The sequence below is a fragment of the Actinomadura sp. 6K520 genome (assembly GCF_004349245.1).
GTDB lineage: Bacteria > Actinomycetota > Actinomycetes > Streptosporangiales > Streptosporangiaceae > Spirillospora.
Genome location: NZ_SMLC01000164.1, coordinates 1 through 15,933, shown reverse-complemented (window position 1 = coordinate 15,933; position 15,933 = coordinate 1). Strand labels below are relative to the sequence as shown.

General features: G+C 69.3%; 11 protein-coding genes and 1 pseudogene. 6 read left to right on the top strand and 6 right to left on the bottom strand.

Going from position 1 to position 15,933, the window contains the following annotated elements; translation table 11 throughout:
* Together E1289_RS30230 and E1289_RS30225 are read right to left on the bottom strand one after the other, a co-directional pair.
* Positions 1 to 542: pseudogene (locus E1289_RS30230) on the bottom strand (hypothetical protein); the annotation flags it as partial.
* A gap of 91 nt (positions 543 to 633) precedes the next feature.
* Entirely contained in the window at positions 634 to 1,998 is a 1,365-nt protein-coding gene (locus tag E1289_RS30225) for a sulfatase (protein ID WP_165970666.1), read from the bottom strand.
* A 259-nt stretch (positions 1,999 to 2,257) separates the two neighbouring features.
* Between E1289_RS30225 and E1289_RS30220 the strand changes: the two genes are divergently transcribed.
* Entirely contained in the window at positions 2,258 to 3,712 is a 1,455-nt protein-coding gene (locus E1289_RS30220; RefSeq protein WP_165970665.1) for a family 43 glycosylhydrolase, read from the top strand.
* Here E1289_RS30220 and E1289_RS30215 read toward each other — a convergent pair.
* Genes E1289_RS30215 through E1289_RS30200 form a run of 4 tightly spaced genes read right to left on the bottom strand, consistent with a single transcriptional unit; the run spans position 3,694 to position 8,705 of the window.
* Complete coding sequence (locus tag E1289_RS30215) at positions 3,694 to 5,151, bottom strand: glycosyltransferase family 39 protein (protein ID WP_131986253.1); 1,458 nt, start codon at positions 5,149 to 5,151, stop codon at positions 3,694 to 3,696. The genes E1289_RS30220 and E1289_RS30215 overlap by 19 nt on opposite strands.
* A gap of 49 nt (positions 5,152 to 5,200) precedes the next feature.
* Positions 5,201 to 6,196 (bottom strand): glycosyltransferase family 2 protein, encoded by a 996-nt coding sequence (locus tag E1289_RS30210; RefSeq protein WP_131986251.1) that lies wholly within the window; start codon positions 6,194 to 6,196, stop codon positions 5,201 to 5,203.
* Positions 6,193 to 7,386 (bottom strand): hypothetical protein, encoded by a 1,194-nt coding sequence (locus E1289_RS30205; protein WP_131986249.1) that lies wholly within the window; start codon positions 7,384 to 7,386, stop codon positions 6,193 to 6,195. The genes E1289_RS30210 and E1289_RS30205 overlap by 4 nt, the downstream gene beginning before the upstream one ends.
* Positions 7,387 to 7,394: 8 nt before the next feature.
* A complete protein-coding gene (locus E1289_RS30200; RefSeq protein ID WP_165970664.1) occupies positions 7,395 to 8,705 on the bottom strand; it encodes a hypothetical protein in 1,311 nt (436 codons plus the stop codon).
* Positions 8,706 to 8,838: 133 nt separating this feature from the next.
* Between E1289_RS30200 and glf the strand changes: the two genes are divergently transcribed.
* From glf to E1289_RS30175, 5 genes are all read left to right on the top strand, one after another.
* On the top strand, positions 8,839 to 10,011 hold the full coding sequence (glf, locus tag E1289_RS30195; RefSeq protein WP_131986245.1) for a UDP-galactopyranose mutase: 1,173 nt from the start codon (positions 8,839 to 8,841) through the stop codon (positions 10,009 to 10,011).
* Positions 10,008 to 12,107 (top strand): glycosyltransferase, encoded by a 2,100-nt coding sequence (locus tag E1289_RS30190; protein ID WP_243713247.1) that lies wholly within the window; start codon positions 10,008 to 10,010, stop codon positions 12,105 to 12,107. Before glf ends, E1289_RS30190 begins: the two co-directional genes overlap by 4 nt.
* Positions 12,104 to 13,021 (top strand): ABC transporter permease, encoded by a 918-nt coding sequence (locus E1289_RS30185; protein ID WP_243713246.1) that lies wholly within the window; start codon positions 12,104 to 12,106, stop codon positions 13,019 to 13,021. Before E1289_RS30190 ends, E1289_RS30185 begins: the two co-directional genes overlap by 4 nt.
* Positions 13,022 to 13,024: 3 nt before the next feature.
* Positions 13,025 to 13,789, top strand: coding sequence for an ABC transporter ATP-binding protein (locus E1289_RS30180; protein WP_243713245.1), 765 nt, complete (start codon positions 13,025 to 13,027; stop codon positions 13,787 to 13,789).
* Between the two features lie 240 nt (positions 13,790 to 14,029).
* On the top strand, positions 14,030 to 15,933 hold a 1,904-nt coding region (locus E1289_RS30175; RefSeq protein ID WP_165970663.1), incomplete at its 3' end, for a hypothetical protein.

Genomic DNA, 15,933 nt, shown 5'->3' with positions numbered 1-15,933 from the left:
CGGGTGGCGTCCGGGATCTCCTGCCCGTACGGGAAGGGCGGGGGCGCGGGGGGCTGCGCCTGCGCTGCGCCGGAGACTTCCTGTCCGTACGGGAAAGGCGGCGGAGCAGGAATGTCCGTGGACGTGGCCATGGGGGGAGGCGGAGGAGCGGGCTGGCCCATCTCCTCACGCCGTTCTCCTGCCGCGTCCTCCTGTGACTCCTCCGTCCGTAGGTCGTCCGTGCTTGCCGCGGGCGAACGGCCGGGGACGACCACGGTGCGCGACGACTCGTCGAGGTCGAAGTCGGAGACCGTGCGGTCGCTGACGGTGCGGTCGACCATCTCGGCTTCGTCGTCGTCCTCCGGAGCACCGACCGCCGGGCGGTCGGTGTCCGAGGCGGTGGCTTCCGGATCGTCCTGGTCGGTGTCGTCCCCGGGAAGCAGGGGGGTGGCCGAGGGCTGCCGGTCGTCCAGCCACTGCGGCGGCGGCGGGGCCTGAGCCGGCTGCCCGGGTTCGGGACGCTCCACCGCGTGGTCGTCATCCGGCTTTCCGGTTGCAGTCACACCCGCTCTCCCCGCATCGGCTCTGTTCATGTGTCGCTGCGCATCCGCAGTCAGTCAGCGATGATAGCGGCGCATAAGGGGCGCAACCCCCTCAGCGGCTGCGGCCCGCGGCGGTGCAGCCCGCACCGGAGCAACGGGTCAGCGCGTACAGCAGACCCGAGAGGTGCCGCCGCCGCTGCTCCGGCAGCGTGCCGTAGAGGTTGTTCCGCTCCTGGGGGTCGCGGGCGCGGTCATAGTATTCGCGTTCCCCGTTCTCGTATTCCACGTAGAGCAAGTCGTCGTTGCGCAGGGCGTTATAGGTCGTCGGCGCTCCGGGGGCGGAGTCCTGCCGGTCGGGGTCCTGCGGGGACGGCGGTGGCTTGACGTGCTCGATCAGCGCGGTCTGGCGCCAGCCCGGTGGCGTGACGCCGCGCAGGAACGGTGCGAGCGAGCGGCCGTCGGTCGAGGGCGGCGGTTCCACTCCGGCGAGTTCGAGGAACGTCGGCGCCAGGTCGGTGTTCTGCGCCGGTTCCGCGACCCGGCGCCCCGGGGGGACGTCCGGGCCGGTGACCATGAACGGCACGCGGATGTCGCTGTCGTACGGGGTCATCTTGCCCCCGGCCAGCCGGTGCTCCCCCATGTGGAAGCCGTTGTCCGAACCAAAGATCACATAGGTGTCGCGCTCCCGGTCGAGTTCCTTCAGGGTTGTCCGGATCCGGCCGACCATCTCGTCCACCGACCGGACCATGCGGACCCGATCGCGGAAGCCCCGGTCGATGCGGTGGATTCCGCTCGTGTCCAGTTTGGGGCGCGACCGTAGCCAAGATGGTTTGTCGCGGACGTCCGCTTCATTGAACGACGGCGGCCGGGGCGCCTTGAGATCGCCGAACAGGCGGGCGTGCCTCGGCGCCGGAACGAACGGGCCGTGCGGCGCGAACGTCGCGATCTCGATGAAGAACGGCTGGGACGAACCGGTCGCCCGCTTGATGAACTCGACTCCCTTGTTCGCGAGGACGTCGGTCATGTAGTCCTGCGGCGTCCGCCCGTAGCGGACGAGGGAGCCGTTCTCGTTCAAGTTGTAGTCGTACCCGGGGTATCCGTAGCCGGCGACGTACCACTCGCTCCAGCCCGGAGGAACGTACGGTGCCGTCCCGCCGTGGGTGTCTTTCGGGTGGTAGCCGTTCATGTACTTGCCGAGCAGCGCGGTCCGGTAGCCGGCCTTCTGCAGGGCCGGAGCGAACGAGGCGTCCTCACCGCCCTTGGCCTTGAAGACCTTGTAGCCGCCGTCGGGCGGGAAGTTGGTGCGGACGCCGGTGTTGTGCGGGTACTTGCCGGTGAAGATCGTGGCGCGTGACGTGCAGCACAGTGAGTCCGACATGAGGAAGTTTCGGAACGTGAGCCCGTCCTGCTGCATCTGCAGGACCTGGGGCATGTGTGCGACGAGGTTCCACGAAAGGTCGTCGGTGAGAACGAACACGATGTTCGGCCTTTTCGGGGCCTCGGTGGGATCCGGGCCGCCGGAACGCGTGCCCGGTTGCATGAAGCAACCGCTCAGCCCCAGCGCGGTGACCAGGCAGAGTACGGCTGTGAGCCGCCGGTGTCGGATCAACGTCCGCCTCTCCCTTGTGATGCCGGTCCGGGAAAGCGTAACCAGCCGGTGGGTGCTTTGCGTATCTGGAGAGGGTTGGCCGTTGTGTGGAGGGTGTTGGCATGATGCGGGTGCTATGAGGAGGGTGGTGGAAGGTGCGCGGGCGCTGGCGCCGCTGGTCACCGGGGTCGCGATCAGTGCGCTCGTGGCGCTGGTCGTCGGGCTCGCCGTCTCCTTGGGACCCTCGCCCGGCGGGGAGGAGGTGGCCGCCGCGCAGAATTCTCCCGGAGCCTCCGAGCCGCCGTTGCCCAGCCCTGCGGGAACCCCCCTGCCGGTCGATCCGCCGGGTTACTCGCCGGTGGAGCCGGTTCTCGAGGGATCGTTCGCGGACCCCACCGTGATCAAGGTCGCGGGTACGTACTTCGCGTACGGCACTAACAACGCGGACGCGATCATGCCCGTCGCCACGGCGCCCTCGCCCACCGGACCGTGGCGGTCGGCGCCGGGCGACGGGCTCGCCCACCTCCCGGCGTGGGCCGCGCAGGGCTGGACCTGGGCGCCCGAGGTCGTCCCGCCGCGCGACGGCTCCCGTACGTACGTGCTGTACTTCACCGCGCGCCGTAAGGACAGCGATCACCAGTGCATCGGCGCCGCCACGGCGTCCTCACCGGCGGGTCCGTTCGTTCCGTCGGCGGGAGAGCCGCTGGTTTGCCCGCTGGACCTGGGCGGCGCCATCGACGCGGCGTCGTACATCGACACGGACGGCGCTCGTTACCTGCTGTACAAGACCGACGGCCGGGAGACGGCGGCGATCCACCTCGTCAGCCTGAACCCGGACGGGCTGAGCCTGGCCGGTGAGCCGAAGCGGATCATGGGCCGTGGTGCCGGTGAGCCCGTGCTGGTGGAGGCCCCCGACCTGGTCCGGCGAGGCGGTAAGTACGTGCTGTTCTACTCGTCCGGCTGGTATTTCCAGCCGAATTACCAGACTCGCTACGCGGTGGCGTCCTCAATCGAGGGGCCGTACGAGAAGGCCACCGCGCCGCTGCAGTCCACCGAGGCGTACCGGGGCGGGATCGAGGGGCCGGGGAGCGCGGACGTCCTCACCGATGAGACCGGTGACTACCTTGTTTTTCACGGCATCCTGGACTATCACGACGAATCGAAGGTGACCCGGGGGATGTACATCGCCCGGCTCGGATGGGACGGCGCCCGTCCCGCCGTCCGGGGCGTCACAGTCCGATACGAGGCGGAACGAGCACGGCTGAACGGCTGTGTCTCAGCGCTGGGGCGGGAGCACGCGTCGGGCCACGCCGCCATCGGACCGTTCGCCCGCGACGACTGCCGGGTGGACGTGTCCGTGTTCGCGCCCGCCGAAGGCTCGTACTCGGTGGATGCGCGGTATGCCAACCGCTCCGGGCAGGACTCTGATCTGGAGTTGTCGGTGAACGGCTATGCCGCGGCGTCATTGCGGTTGGCCACCACGACTGGGGCCGAATGGAGGTCCGCTACGGCGAAAGTACAGCTTGCGGCGGGCTGGAACACGCTCGGCCTGCGCAGAATGGACGGTGGCCGGGGGCAGTTCGACTACCTCGAACTGCGGTAGGGCTCTGTCCGTACGTACAGAGTCAGCTTCCCGCCCCGGTACTTCCACGTTCCCGCGACCCGCCAGGGCCCCATCTCCCGGATGATCTCCATCCGCCGCTTCACCGGAGGCGCGAGTGGTCGGCCGAGGGACCTGCTGCTCATCACCCACACGCGTGAAGCCGCCTGGAGCGGTCGGCGCAGTTGGCGTGGGTACTTGTCCCTTCCCTTCAGGTTGGCGGCGTGCACCGGAGTCTTGCGAAGACCTACGTCCTGCGGTCGGCGGTAGGCGTCCGGGTACGCGGACGCCCCCCACCGCACGACTCCCGCGAGATGGACGAGGACGTCACCATCCTGCGCCTTGCTCCGCAGGACCTCCGCCGGTGTTCTCAGGTCGTCCGGCCTACTGTCCTGCCGCCTGATGGCATCGTGTCTCGGCAGGGACGGGACGGCCACTACCGCCACGGCCGCGGCCAGGGCGATCCCGCCGAGGGCGGGTCGTCCGAGCGAGGCGAGACGAGCCAGCCCCGCCCCGGTCAGCAGCGCAAGGGCGGGCAGGCAGAACACTGCGTACCGGTACATGAAGAGGGGCTCGTCCAGCAGTGACGCCACGAGCATGAGCGTCGGCGGCACCACTAGCCAGGGCAGCGCCACGGCGGTGAGCGAGCGGGTTTCGTGGGTGACGAACCCGGTGAACGCGCCAACGAGCGCCAGCAGGAGAACGGGGACCACCATCCCCGGGCCGCCCGCCATGAACCGCACCAGCGTCCACACCATCTTCCCGGACGGTTCGGGAAGCCACTCCACCTGGAACTCCTGACCGTGCGCGGCCAGTGCGAACGGGACCAGCGCCGCCGCCGCGAGACCGGCCGCGACCGCCCAGCGGATCCAGGTTCCGGCGGCCTTGGAAGACACCGTCAGGAGTGTTACGGCATGCGCGGGGACCAGGAACACGGCGTTGAGATTGAGCAGGCCCAGCACGACGATCGCCAGGCCGTACCCGGCGAACCAGCGCCATGGGTGCCGCCCATCGTCGCGCATGCCCCTGACGAGCAGGTACGTGCCGAGGACGGCGACCGCCGTCACCATCGCGTACGAGCGCGCCTCCTGTGCGTAGCGCGTGACGGGTACCGCGCAGCCGTACATGAGACCAGCCAGCAGCCCGGCCGCCGGGCTCAGGCAGCGCCGGCCGATGACGGCGATGCCCGCGGCCGCCATCGCGGTCGCGAGAGCGCTCGGCAGCCGCAGCGACAGCTCCCCGGTGCCGAACAGTACGACCCACGGCCGCATGACCAAGTAGTAGAGGGCGTGGACCAGGTCGAGGTGACCGAACACGCGCAGCATTTCCCGGACCGGCCGACCGGTCATGCTGACCGTCGCGGCCTCGTCCAGCCAGAACGACGGGCCCCGGATACCCGTAAGGGCGATGGCGAGCGCGGTGGCAGCCGGAACGAGGGGCATCGTGCGTCCGCCGAGCCATCGCGAGGGCCCCGGCGGACCCTCCTTCGGTCTAGCGGCGTCCACGACGGCGTCCGGCGTAGGGCCTCACATGCTCGGCACGCACCTCCACGCCGACCTCGCGCAGCAGCGCCTCGGTCGGCTTCGGCCGCGTGAACAGCCCCTCCCGGATCCCGCGCAGCAGGGCGCGGCGCAGCACCGTCCGGTCCGAGGACGAGACGAACGTGCGCGACCACCGCCTGAGCGTGGAGCCGGCGTACAGGACGCGTTCCGGCGGCGCAAGGCCGGAGCTGCCGGTGAACAGCCAGATCTTGTTACGGACCTCGTAGAAGAACCGGTCGCCGGGATCGGCGTCCGTCCCGCCGAACTCCCTGGTCTTGTGCACCGCGACGCTCTCCGGGCAGAGAACCCCACGACGGCCGCGTAGCAGCCGTGTGGTGAACTCGAAGTCGTCGTTCCAGAGAAAGTAGTCGGCGATCGGCAGCCCGCGGTCCCGTATCGCCGCCGCGTCCACCACCACCGAGACGAAGGAGGCGGAGCGGATCGGCACACAGCCGGCCGTGCGGGCTGTTCGCTGCTCTGCCGCCGTAGCCCGGGGCTTGGGACGCGGCGTGTTCATCGGATGGTCGCGTCCATCGGTCCACACGACGCGGCTCGCCACCAGGGCGGGCGGGCCGTCGTGGCCCGTTGCGGCTCTCATCCTGGCCGTGAGGAGCGTCTGTAGGGCATCGGGTTCGGGCACGGTGTCGTCGTCCAACAGCCAGAGGAGAGCGGCGCCGCCGTCCAGGGCGCGGGTGATGCCGGCGCTGAATCCACCGGCCCCGCCCAGGTTCCGGGGTAGACGCAGCATGTCGACGTCCGGGAAACGCTCCGCCACCATGGTCGCGGTGCCGTCCGTCGAGGCGTTGTCCACCACCACGATCCGGTTCGGCGCGCGCGTCTGCGCGCCGACCGCCGTGAGCGCCTCGGCCAGGAGTTCACGACGGTTGTAGGTGACGACCACCGCCGCGACCGACACGTCCGCGCGAGCCCCCGGCGCCGGTTTCATGGGTTGCGCCTCCCGGCGGCGCGGCGGGCGGCCCGCTGCAGTCCCGTCTGCGGGGACGCGGCCGCATCCAGAAGCCGGTCCAGATTCTCGCGGACATCGCCGAGTTGCCCGTGCAGGTGCGCGAGCCCGATCTGGTCGCGAACCGCGTTCAACCGTTCCAGCAGGTATGCGGTCACACCGAGGGACACCGCCGCGATCTGGTCGTCCGGCACCTCACCGGGCAGCATGGTTCCCTCATCGGGCGGTCCGGACGTCGTCAGCTCGCCGAGGTCGCCGACCACCTCGTAACCGGCGGCGCGCAACGCCTCGGCGAGCAGCCGGGTCCGTTCGGCCGCCCACGCCAGGTGCCGGGGTGGCAGGCCCATCGGGACGCGGCCAATCGCGTCGGTGCCCGCCGTCAGGCCGTTTCCGAGCAGGTGCGCGCGAACCACGCGCTCGTAGTCGCCGCCCAGGGCGGTGCCGAGCCTGCCGTTGAGCCGGCGCAGGACCTCGGCCTCGATCGCGGACATCGACTCCTCGTCTTCGATGCCGCCGACGTCGCACACCGTGGGGTCGATGCCGGCGACGGTGCAGAAGCGGCTCCACAACGTGCCTGTGCCCGCGCCAGGCGGTGGCAGCGACACCACGTGGATGCGGTGACTCGGCACGGCCGACTCCCATGTCTTCAGCACCCGTACCGGGTCGTGCAATCCCCAGAACATCTCCCCATAGGGCTTCGGTGCGTCGATGCCAAGGGTGACCAGGTCGTCCACGAACCGTTCGAAGGTGACGGTGTGGTTGTGCCGGATCTGTTCCTGCCAGTCACAGATGAGCTGCCAGCCCAGGTCGCGGGTCACGAACACGACGTGCACTTCGGCGGGCTCCAGCGACTTCACGGCCCGTCGCACCTGCTGCTCGTCCGCGCCGCCCAGCAGACCGTGGGAGAAGACCGCCGTGTGCCCGTTCCAGTCGCGGACGCGCTGTGCAACGCGGTCCCAGGTGCCCTCCCAGGCGGGGTCACGATGGCCGCCCCAGCTCATCTCCCGCAGATCCATCACGGCGCCGAAATGCTGCATGGGGCCGGTCAGCGGGTAGCAGACGCCGGCATGGCCGAGGCGCCGCCGGTTAAGCCACAGTGCCTGGTGCAGGAACGCGGTACCGGCGGTGGGCGCCCCGACGTGCAGGTAAACGGTCTTCCCCTCGTCTTCCATGGGACGGGTCACCTCCTGTTCTCATCGCGGTCGGAGCGGCCGCCTAGGCGGTGCAGCCGCCGGTAGGCACCGTGCAGCCGCCGGACGGCGGGGTAGCGCCTGCCGACCTTGCGGACGGCCCGGCGGGTGAGCGGGACGGATTCACCGGCGAGGACGCCGGTCAGCTCGCGCAGCCGCCCGGCCTGCGAGCTCATCGCGTCCAGTTGGTCGCGCAAGGGTAGCTCCGCCCCCTCGACGTGTGCGGCGTGGTCCTCCTCGTCGCGGAGCCGCTGGAGCAGCGCTGTGATCGCCTCCATGCCGACGTCCGCGACGTCCGCCCAGCGCGGATCATCGGGATTGGTCGTCGATCCCCGCCCGGGCGCGGGGATCAGCTCGTCGAGATCGCCAACGACGTGGTAGCCGGCGGCGCGCAACCCCTCGACCATCTGACCGGATCGCTCCACAGCCCATGGAAGATGCTCGGCGGGCAGCACGGTCTTCGCCGCCGCGGGCCGGGACGCCAGGACCTGCTGGGCCAGAAAGAGCTTGACCTCTTCGTTGTAGAAGTGCCACCCCAGCCGGTCTTTGTCGAGCGCCGTGTTGAGGCGCAGCAGGAACTGGGTCTCGGCGAGGCCGAGGGACGGGTTCTCGAACGGGGCGGCGAGGTCGTAGTCGTTCGGGGAGAGACGGACGGCCGTGCAGAAACGCTGCCAGAGCAGGTCGCGGGGAGCGCCGGGGCGGGGCAGCGTCACTATGTGCACCCGCTCGGGCGGCAGGTCCATGGCCCACCGCTCCAGAATGTAGACCGGATCTTGCAGCGTCCAGAAGAGGCGAGAGATCTCGAATCCGAGCCAGTTGGGGCGTTTGACGTTCCTCATGAACTCGCTGAACGAGGTGTCGAACCGGTTCTTGATGTCCTCCTGCCAGTGCGCCGGGATCTGCCGGGCGAGGTCCCGCGTGGTGAAGACCACGTGCACCTCGGCGAAATCGAGGTCCGCCATGGCCCTGCGGACGTAACTGTGGCGAGCCGGCGCGAACAGCTCCTGGGAGATGATCGCGTCGCCGTGCCAGTCGCGGACCTCCTCGACCAGCCGCTGCCAGGCGCCCGGAACCTGGGGGTCGGACGCATTGGCGAAGAACGTCCGGCGCAGATCGAAAGCGGCCCTGACATGTGCGGCCCTGTCCGCACCCGGATAGAGGACGCCGCGCTCACGCAGCCGGTCGCGGTTATGCCAGAGAACGTTCTGCAGATACGTCGTGCCGCTCTTCGCCGCCCCGACGTGAAGGAAGATCACCGGCCGGGCACGCGGTCGCGCGCTCTCGGCAATGGGAGAGACCACCGCGATCCTGGGTTCCTGCCTCGGTAGCGATCAAAACGCGGGTATCTTAGCCCAATCCGTACCAGTCGACCCGCTACCGGCACACACATAGCGGGTCTTCCGCACGCTCCCGCACGGAGATGAGCGCTGTTCGATGAACGCTGACCTTGTGGTGGCCGGCAGCGGCCTGTTCGGCCTGACGGTCGCCGAACGATGCGCCGCCGAGATGGACCTGCGCGTGCTGGTCCTGGACCGGCGTGGTCACATCGGAGGGAACGCCTACAGCGAGGATGACGCGGAGACCGGCATCGAGATCCACCGCTATGGCGCACACCTCTTTCACACGTCCAACGAGCGGGTGTGGGAGTACGTCAACCGTTTCACCGCCTTCACCGGCTACCGGCACCACGTGTACTCCCGGTACCGCGACCAGATCTATCCGATGCCGATCAATCTCGGCACCATCTGCGCGTACTTCGGCCGCGCGGTCACCCCCGGCGAGGCACGCGCGATGATCGCCGAGCAGGCCGCGGAGATCACCCACCCGGCGAACCTGGAGGAGAAGGCGATCTCCCTGGTCGGGCGCCCGCTGTACGAAGCTTTCATCCGTGGCTACACCGCCAAGCAATGGCAGACCGACCCCCGTGACCTGCCGGCCGCGGTCATCACCCGGCTTCCGGTGCGGTACACCTTCGACAACCGGTACTTCAACGACACCTACGAGGGTCTTCCGGTCGACGGCTACACCGCCTGGCTGGAGCGGATGGCCGACCACCCGAACATCGAGATACGGCTGAACACCGACTTCTTCGATCTGCGCGACGACGTTGTCGGCAACGTCCCGGTCGTCTTCACCGGTCCGCTCGACCGCTACTTCGACCACGCGGAGGGAGAACTGGGCTGGCGGACCCTCGACTTCGAAACGGAGGTCAAGGAGACCGGCGACTTCCAGGGGGCCCCGGTGATGAACTACGCCGACGAGGACGTTCCCTATACCCGCATCCACGAGTTCCGGCATTTCCACCCGGAACGCCACAACAGGTATCCCGCCGACCGGACCGTCATCATGCGGGAGTATTCCCGGTTCGCGGAACGCGGAGACGAGCCGTACTACCCGATCAACACACAGAAGGACCGTGAGCGTCTGGGCGCGTACCGGAAGCTCATCGCCGCCGAGGAGGGCGTATTGTTCGGCGGCCGCCTCGGGACGTACAAGTACCTCGATATGCACATGGCCATCGCCAGCGCGCTCAGCATGGTCGACAACCGGCTGCGTCCCCATTTCACCGAGGGTGCGCGTCTCATCAGTGGAGGTATGGACGAGTGACCGACCAGGCCCAGCACCCCGGGACACGCGGCGCCGGCCGTGACCTGCGCATCTTGCAGCGCGTAGTGCTGCCCGCGGATCGCGACCTCGACGTCCTCAAGCTCTACGTCGAAGGCGAGATCGGGCGCGGTGCCGGAACGTTCACCGCCGAGGAGGGACGCCCGAAGCCGGACGGCGTCACTGGGACACGCCTCAGCGAGATCGTGGGGCGTCGCAGCGTCGTGGTCCCGGCGGGGCGGCGGTTGTCGTTCGCCACATACTTCAACGCCTTCCCGGCCAGCTACTGGCGGCGCTGGACATCGGTGGACGAGGTGACCCTGCGGGTCCGGATACGTGGCCAGGCGACCGTCATCGTCTACCGGTCCAGTGCCAAGGGCCACGTACAGCGGGTGGATTCCGCCAGGATGGACGGCGACGAGGCTGACAACAGCATCGCCCGCAAAGTCGACCACCTCCGTGAAGACGACGTCCACGAAAAGAGCATCCGGCTGACGCTCAGCCCGTTCATGGACGGCGGTTGGTACTGGATGGACATCCTGGCGGGAGAGCGGGATGCCGTCCTGGAGCGCGCGGACTGGTGCGCCGAGGCCGGTCACGTTCGCCAGGGCCGCGTCAGCCTCGGCATCACCACGTTCAACCGGCCGACCTTCTGCGCCGACCAACTCCTTGCGCTCGCCCGCGCCCCGGAGGTCCTCGACGTCGTCGACGAGATCTTCATCGTCGACCAGGGCACGCAGAAGGTCCGCGACACCGACGACTACGCGCGTGCGGCCGAGGCGCTCGGTGCCCGGCTCCGGCTCATCGAGCAGGACAACCTCGGCGGGTCGGGCGGCTTCTCCCGCGCGATGGACGAGACGCTCAAGTCCGGGGTCAGCGACTACGTGCTGCTCCTCGACGACGATGTGGTCACTGAATCCGAGGGGGTGCTGCGCGCGGTGGCGTTCGCGGACTTCGCCCGCACTCCCACCATCGTTGGCGGGCACATGTTCAACCTGTTCGCCCGTTCCCAGCTGCACGCCTTCGGCGAGTGCATCGAGCGGTACCGCTGGTGGTGGAATGTCGCGCCCCACACCCATCGCGAGCACGACTTCGCGCCGGACCCTCACCTGGGGGCGAAGGAGGGCCCGGGAAGCCTGCGCCGGACGCCGTGGCTGCACAGGCGGGTCGATGTGGACTACAACGGCTGGTGGATGTGCCTGATCCCCACCGACGTCGTGCGCAAGGTCGGCCTGTCCATGCCGATGTTCATCAAATGGGACGACGCCGAGTACTGTGTCCGGGCCGGTGAGGCGGGTTTCCCGACCGTGTCACTGCCCGGTATGGCGGCCTGGCACGTCCCGTGGCAGGACAAGGATGACGCCATCGACTGGCAGGCGTACTACCACGAGCGCAACCGGCTGGTCACGGCGCTGCTGCATTCGCCCTACGAGCGGGGCGGCAACCTCCTGAAGGAAAGCTTCATCATCTCGGTGAAGCACGCTCTGGCCATGCAGTACTCCACGGCCGAGCTGATGGTCGCGGCGATCGAGGACGTACTGCTCGGCCCCGACCACATGCACGCGGGGATCGCCACGAAGCTGCGGGAGATCAACGCCTTCCGGGCGGATTTCCCGGACGCGCAGAACCGTTCCAGCCACGAGGAGTTCCCGCGGGTGCGCGCGCGCAGACCCCCCAAGCGTGGCCGGACCCCCAAGCCGCCGAGCGGCCGGGTGAACCTGCTGACGACCGCCATGATGGGAACCCTCCGGCAGCTGCGTCCGGTGGATGCCGGCGCCCGCGGAAACCCGCAGACCGTGGTGCCGCACATCGACCGCCACTGGGGGCTTCTGGCCAAGTTCGACAGCGCACTCGTCTCTTCCGCCGACGGCACTCGTGTGGCCTGGTATCAGCGTGACCCGGAGCGCTTCAAGCAAATCATGAAGCGGACGTCTCTGCTGCACACTCGGCTTCGCCGTGAGTGGCCGGAGCTGAGCGCGCGTTATCGGTCCGCCATGGACGAGCTGACTTCGCCGGAAGCATGGCGGCAGACGTTCGGTACCGCCGGTCCCGACGCCGCCCCCGCAGACGGCGGCGCATCGGGGCCCGTGGGGCGATGACGGCCCAGCCGGCGATGAACCGGCCAGCGACCGACCCGGCGCTCGGCCCCTCCGGGCGCCACGCCGACGGGGACCCGCTCCGGCCGCCGGGAACGGACGGCGGGCTGCGGCAGACGCTCCGCCACAGGTACCTGCTGCGGCTCCTGGTACGCCGGGAGCTGCGCGCACGCTACAAGGGGTCGCTGCTGGGGCTCGGCTGGTCGTACGTGCGGCCCGCCGTGCACTTCTCGGTCTACTTCTTCGTGGTCGGGGTCTTCCTCGGCATGGAGCGCCTGGTCGAGAACTTCGCGATCTACCTGTTCTCGGGGATGGTCCTGATCAACGTCTTCACCGAGACGCTGCATTCGACGACCCGCTCGGTGACCGGAAACGCTCCACTCATCCGCAAGGTGTTCCTGCCGCGTGAGCTGTTCCCGACGGCGTCGGTGCTGGTCTCGCTGGTGCATTTCGTCCCCGGAATGATGATCTTGCTGGGCGGTGCCGTCGCCGCCGGATGGCGGCCGTCCCCGGCGGGTCTCGGGGCCGCCGCGTTCGGGTTCGCGATCATCATCACGCTCGGATTCGGCCTCGGCCTGCTGTGCGCGGCCGTCAACGTGTTCTTCCGTGATCTGGAGCAGGTCGTGGACATCTCGCTGGTCGTCATCACCTGGTCGGTACCGATGATCTATCCCTGGACCCACGTGCGTACCCACGCGCCCGACTGGGTGCTCGACCTGTATCTCGCCAATCCCCTCGTGAGCGCGGTCTCCCTGTTCCAGGAAGCGTTCTGGCTACCGGGGACCGAGGGGGGCTTCGCGCTCCCGCCGGATCTGTACGCGCGAGCGGGGATCTCGTTGGCGGTGGGCGTGCTGCTGGTCTTCGCGGGACGCGCGGCGTTCGCCCGCATGCAGAAGCGTTTCGCCCAGGAGTTGTAGCCGGTGGCACCCTCGATCGTCATCGACTCGGTGACCAAGCACTTCACACTGCGCCACGCCCGGTCGATCAAGGAGATGAGCGTCCGGGCGCTTCGCCGGCAGAGCCTCTCCGACCGTTTCAAGGCACTGGACGATGTGTCCCTCACCATCGAGCAGGGTGAGACCGTCGCGCTGATGGGTCTGAACGGGTCGGGGAAGAGTACCCTGCTCAAGATGATCTCTGGGGTCATGAGCCCGGACGCCGGGTCGGTACTGGTCCGTGGCCGCATTGCCGGACTGATCGACGTAGGGGCCGGACTGCACCCGGAGTTGACCGGCAGGGAGAACGTCTACCTCAACGGCGCGATCCTCGGTATGTCCCAGGCGGAGATCGACCGAAAGTTCGACGTCATCGTGGACTTCTCCGGCGTCGAGCGCTTCCTCGACGACCAGGTGAAGTTCTACTCGTCCGGGATGTTCATGCGGCTGGCGTTCTCGATCGCCGCCCACACCGAACCGGACGTGTTCCTGATCGACGAGGTGCTGGCCGTCGGAGATCCGCCGTTCCGGAAGAAGTGCCTGGACCGCATCCGTGAGTTGCGCGGCCAGGGCCGCACCATGGTGATTGTCGCGCACGACATCAAGATGCTCGTCGGGCTGTGCGATCGCGGCGTCACCATGCGCGACGGACGGGTCCTGTTCGACGGGCCGACGGACGAGGCGGGACGTCTCGTCCGGGAGGCTCGCGCGGCCAAGCGCGCGGCACGGTCGGCGGAGCCGCCCGCCTAGCCCTCTTCAGACGTGGCCGGATGCGGTCATGGGCCGGAACGGGGGTGTCCGATCTTTACCGCAGGTGGACCTGGTGACCGAATTGACGGGGTCGACCTGTGATCTGGTGACCTGTTCCGTCGAACGATGAGCAGGAACGCGGCAAGGTCTTTACCCTGTGCGGTGTAGGAAACCAACCCGGCAACCCCCAGGCGCTCCACTCATTCCCGCGACTCCCAGGGGTCTCTCGACGTGACGGACATGGCGAGCGGGTCCGCGATGGCGCGGCTCACACAGGCCGACCGCGTCTATGTGGGCTGGCGTTACGCGCAGGTGCACCCCGACCCGGGGCCGCCCCCGGACCGCCCCGAGCCGCCCGGCCCCGGCCCGGCGCCCCTGCCGGCGCGGCAGCCGGGCGAGCACATGGCGGCACTGCCGCTGCGGATCGTGTTCGGCGGCGCCCTCGGCGGCGTCGTGCTCTTCCTCCTGTGCGGTGCCGCGGGCATCCTCCCGTGGGCCTTCGCGGGGGTGGCGATCCTGGCCTGCGCGGTGATCATCGCCATCACCGGCGGGTCGCTGTGGCGGGACGAGCGGGCCGTCCGCGAGCGAATCGCCCACCAGCGGCGCGTGGAAGAGCGCAGACGCGCCGAGGCCGACCGCAAACGCGACGCGGACGAGAAGGCGTACGCCAAGGCCAGGTCGGAGTGGGAGCGCCGCCAGTCGGCGTACGAGAGCCAGCGTGAGTGGTACCCGGTCGCCGTCCCGCCCGGGGTCGACCGGGTGGACGTCGTCGGCGGCACCCTCGCCGGATGGTCCGCGGCCGTCACCACCATGGGCGCGGCCCGCCTCGCGGTAGGGGCGCGCCTCACCGTCATCGACCTGTCCGAGGGCGCGGTCGCCCACGACCTCCTGCGCCTGGCCGCCGACCGCGGCGACGACCCCCTCGTCTGGGTGCTCCCCGCCGACCTGCCCCGCCTGGACCTCACCCGCGGCCTGAGCCCGGAGGCCCTGGCCGACGTGCTCTCCTTGGTCGTCAGCGCGGGCGAGGAGGAGGGCGGCACCCGCGACCTCTCCTTCGACAACTCCATCCTGGAAAGGCTGATCGAGGTCCTCGGCCCCGAGACGACGATCCCGCGGATCACCGCGGCACTGCGCGTCCTGGCCCAGGTCGGCGACCCCCGCGACGACCTGCGCCGCGGCCTCCTCACCGACGAGCAGGTCGAACGCATCGCCACCCTCTTCGGCCGCGACGCCACCGACCGCATCGTCGTCCGCCGCGCCTGGGCTCTGGAAGCACAGCTCCGCAAACTCGAGAAACTGGCAACCGAGCCGGTAAGACTCCCGCCCTCCCGCCTGCACGTCGTCTCGATGGACCGCCGCGCCGGCGTCCTCACCAACCGCATCCTCGGCACCTACGTGACGACGGCACTGACCCACAGGATCAGGGAGTCCCCACCCGGCGGCCGCTGGGACCACACCCTCTTCCTCTGCGGCTCCGAAAAGCTCCGCGGGGACGTCCTAGACCGCCTCATAGACGCCTGCGAGGCCACCGGAACCGGCCTCGTCCTGATGTACCGGTCGATTCCCCACCACGTCCGCGAACGCCTGGGCCGCCGCGGCCACGCCGCCGTAGGCTTCATGCGCCTGGGCAACCCGGAGGACGCCCGCGTGGCAGCCGAACACATCGGCGCCGACCAGCCGCTCCTCGTCGCCGAGATCACCGACTCCGCAGGCGAAACCCTCTTCGACGTCGCGGGGGAGACCTACGCCAGCACGGTCGCCTACGCCCGCCCCCGAGGCGACGGCCTCACCGACCCGGTCTGGTCCCCGCTCCCCGCCCCAGCTGCCGACGACTCAGCTCTGGTCGAGGGCATCAGCTCCGCGACCGCTTGGGGCCGCACGGTCAAGGACCGCCGCCCCCGCGACACCCCGGCCAAACAACGCTTCCGCGAACTCCTGGTAGAACCCCCGCAACTCCAGGAACTCCCACCAACGGCCATGGTCTTCACCCACTCCGGCGCCACGGGCCGCCGCACTCTCCTCGTGGACGCCAATCCCGGCATCATCACTCTGCCGACGGCCCACTCGATGGAATTCGAGGAGTACCTCCGCGAACAAGAACGCCGCGACCAAGAGGCCCCGGCCGACCCGACCCCTGTCTCTGA

What these genes read in the sequence shown, in the direction of transcription:
- E1289_RS30185 (WP_243713246.1), top strand. Translation starts at nt 12,104, where the DNA reads ATGACGGCCCAGCCGGCGATGAACCGGCCAGCGACCGACCCGGCGCTC.
- E1289_RS30210 (WP_131986251.1), bottom strand. Translation starts at nt 6,196, where the DNA reads ATGAAACCGGCGCCGGGGGCTCGCGCGGACGTGTCGGTCGCGGCGGTG.
- glf (WP_131986245.1), top strand. Translation starts at nt 8,839, where the DNA reads ATGAACGCTGACCTTGTGGTGGCCGGCAGCGGCCTGTTCGGCCTGACG.
- E1289_RS30215 (WP_131986253.1), bottom strand. Translation starts at nt 5,151, where the DNA reads ATGCCCCTCGTTCCGGCTGCCACCGCGCTCGCCATCGCCCTTACGGGT.
- E1289_RS30205 (WP_131986249.1), bottom strand. Translation starts at nt 7,386, where the DNA reads ATGGAAGACGAGGGGAAGACCGTTTACCTGCACGTCGGGGCGCCCACC.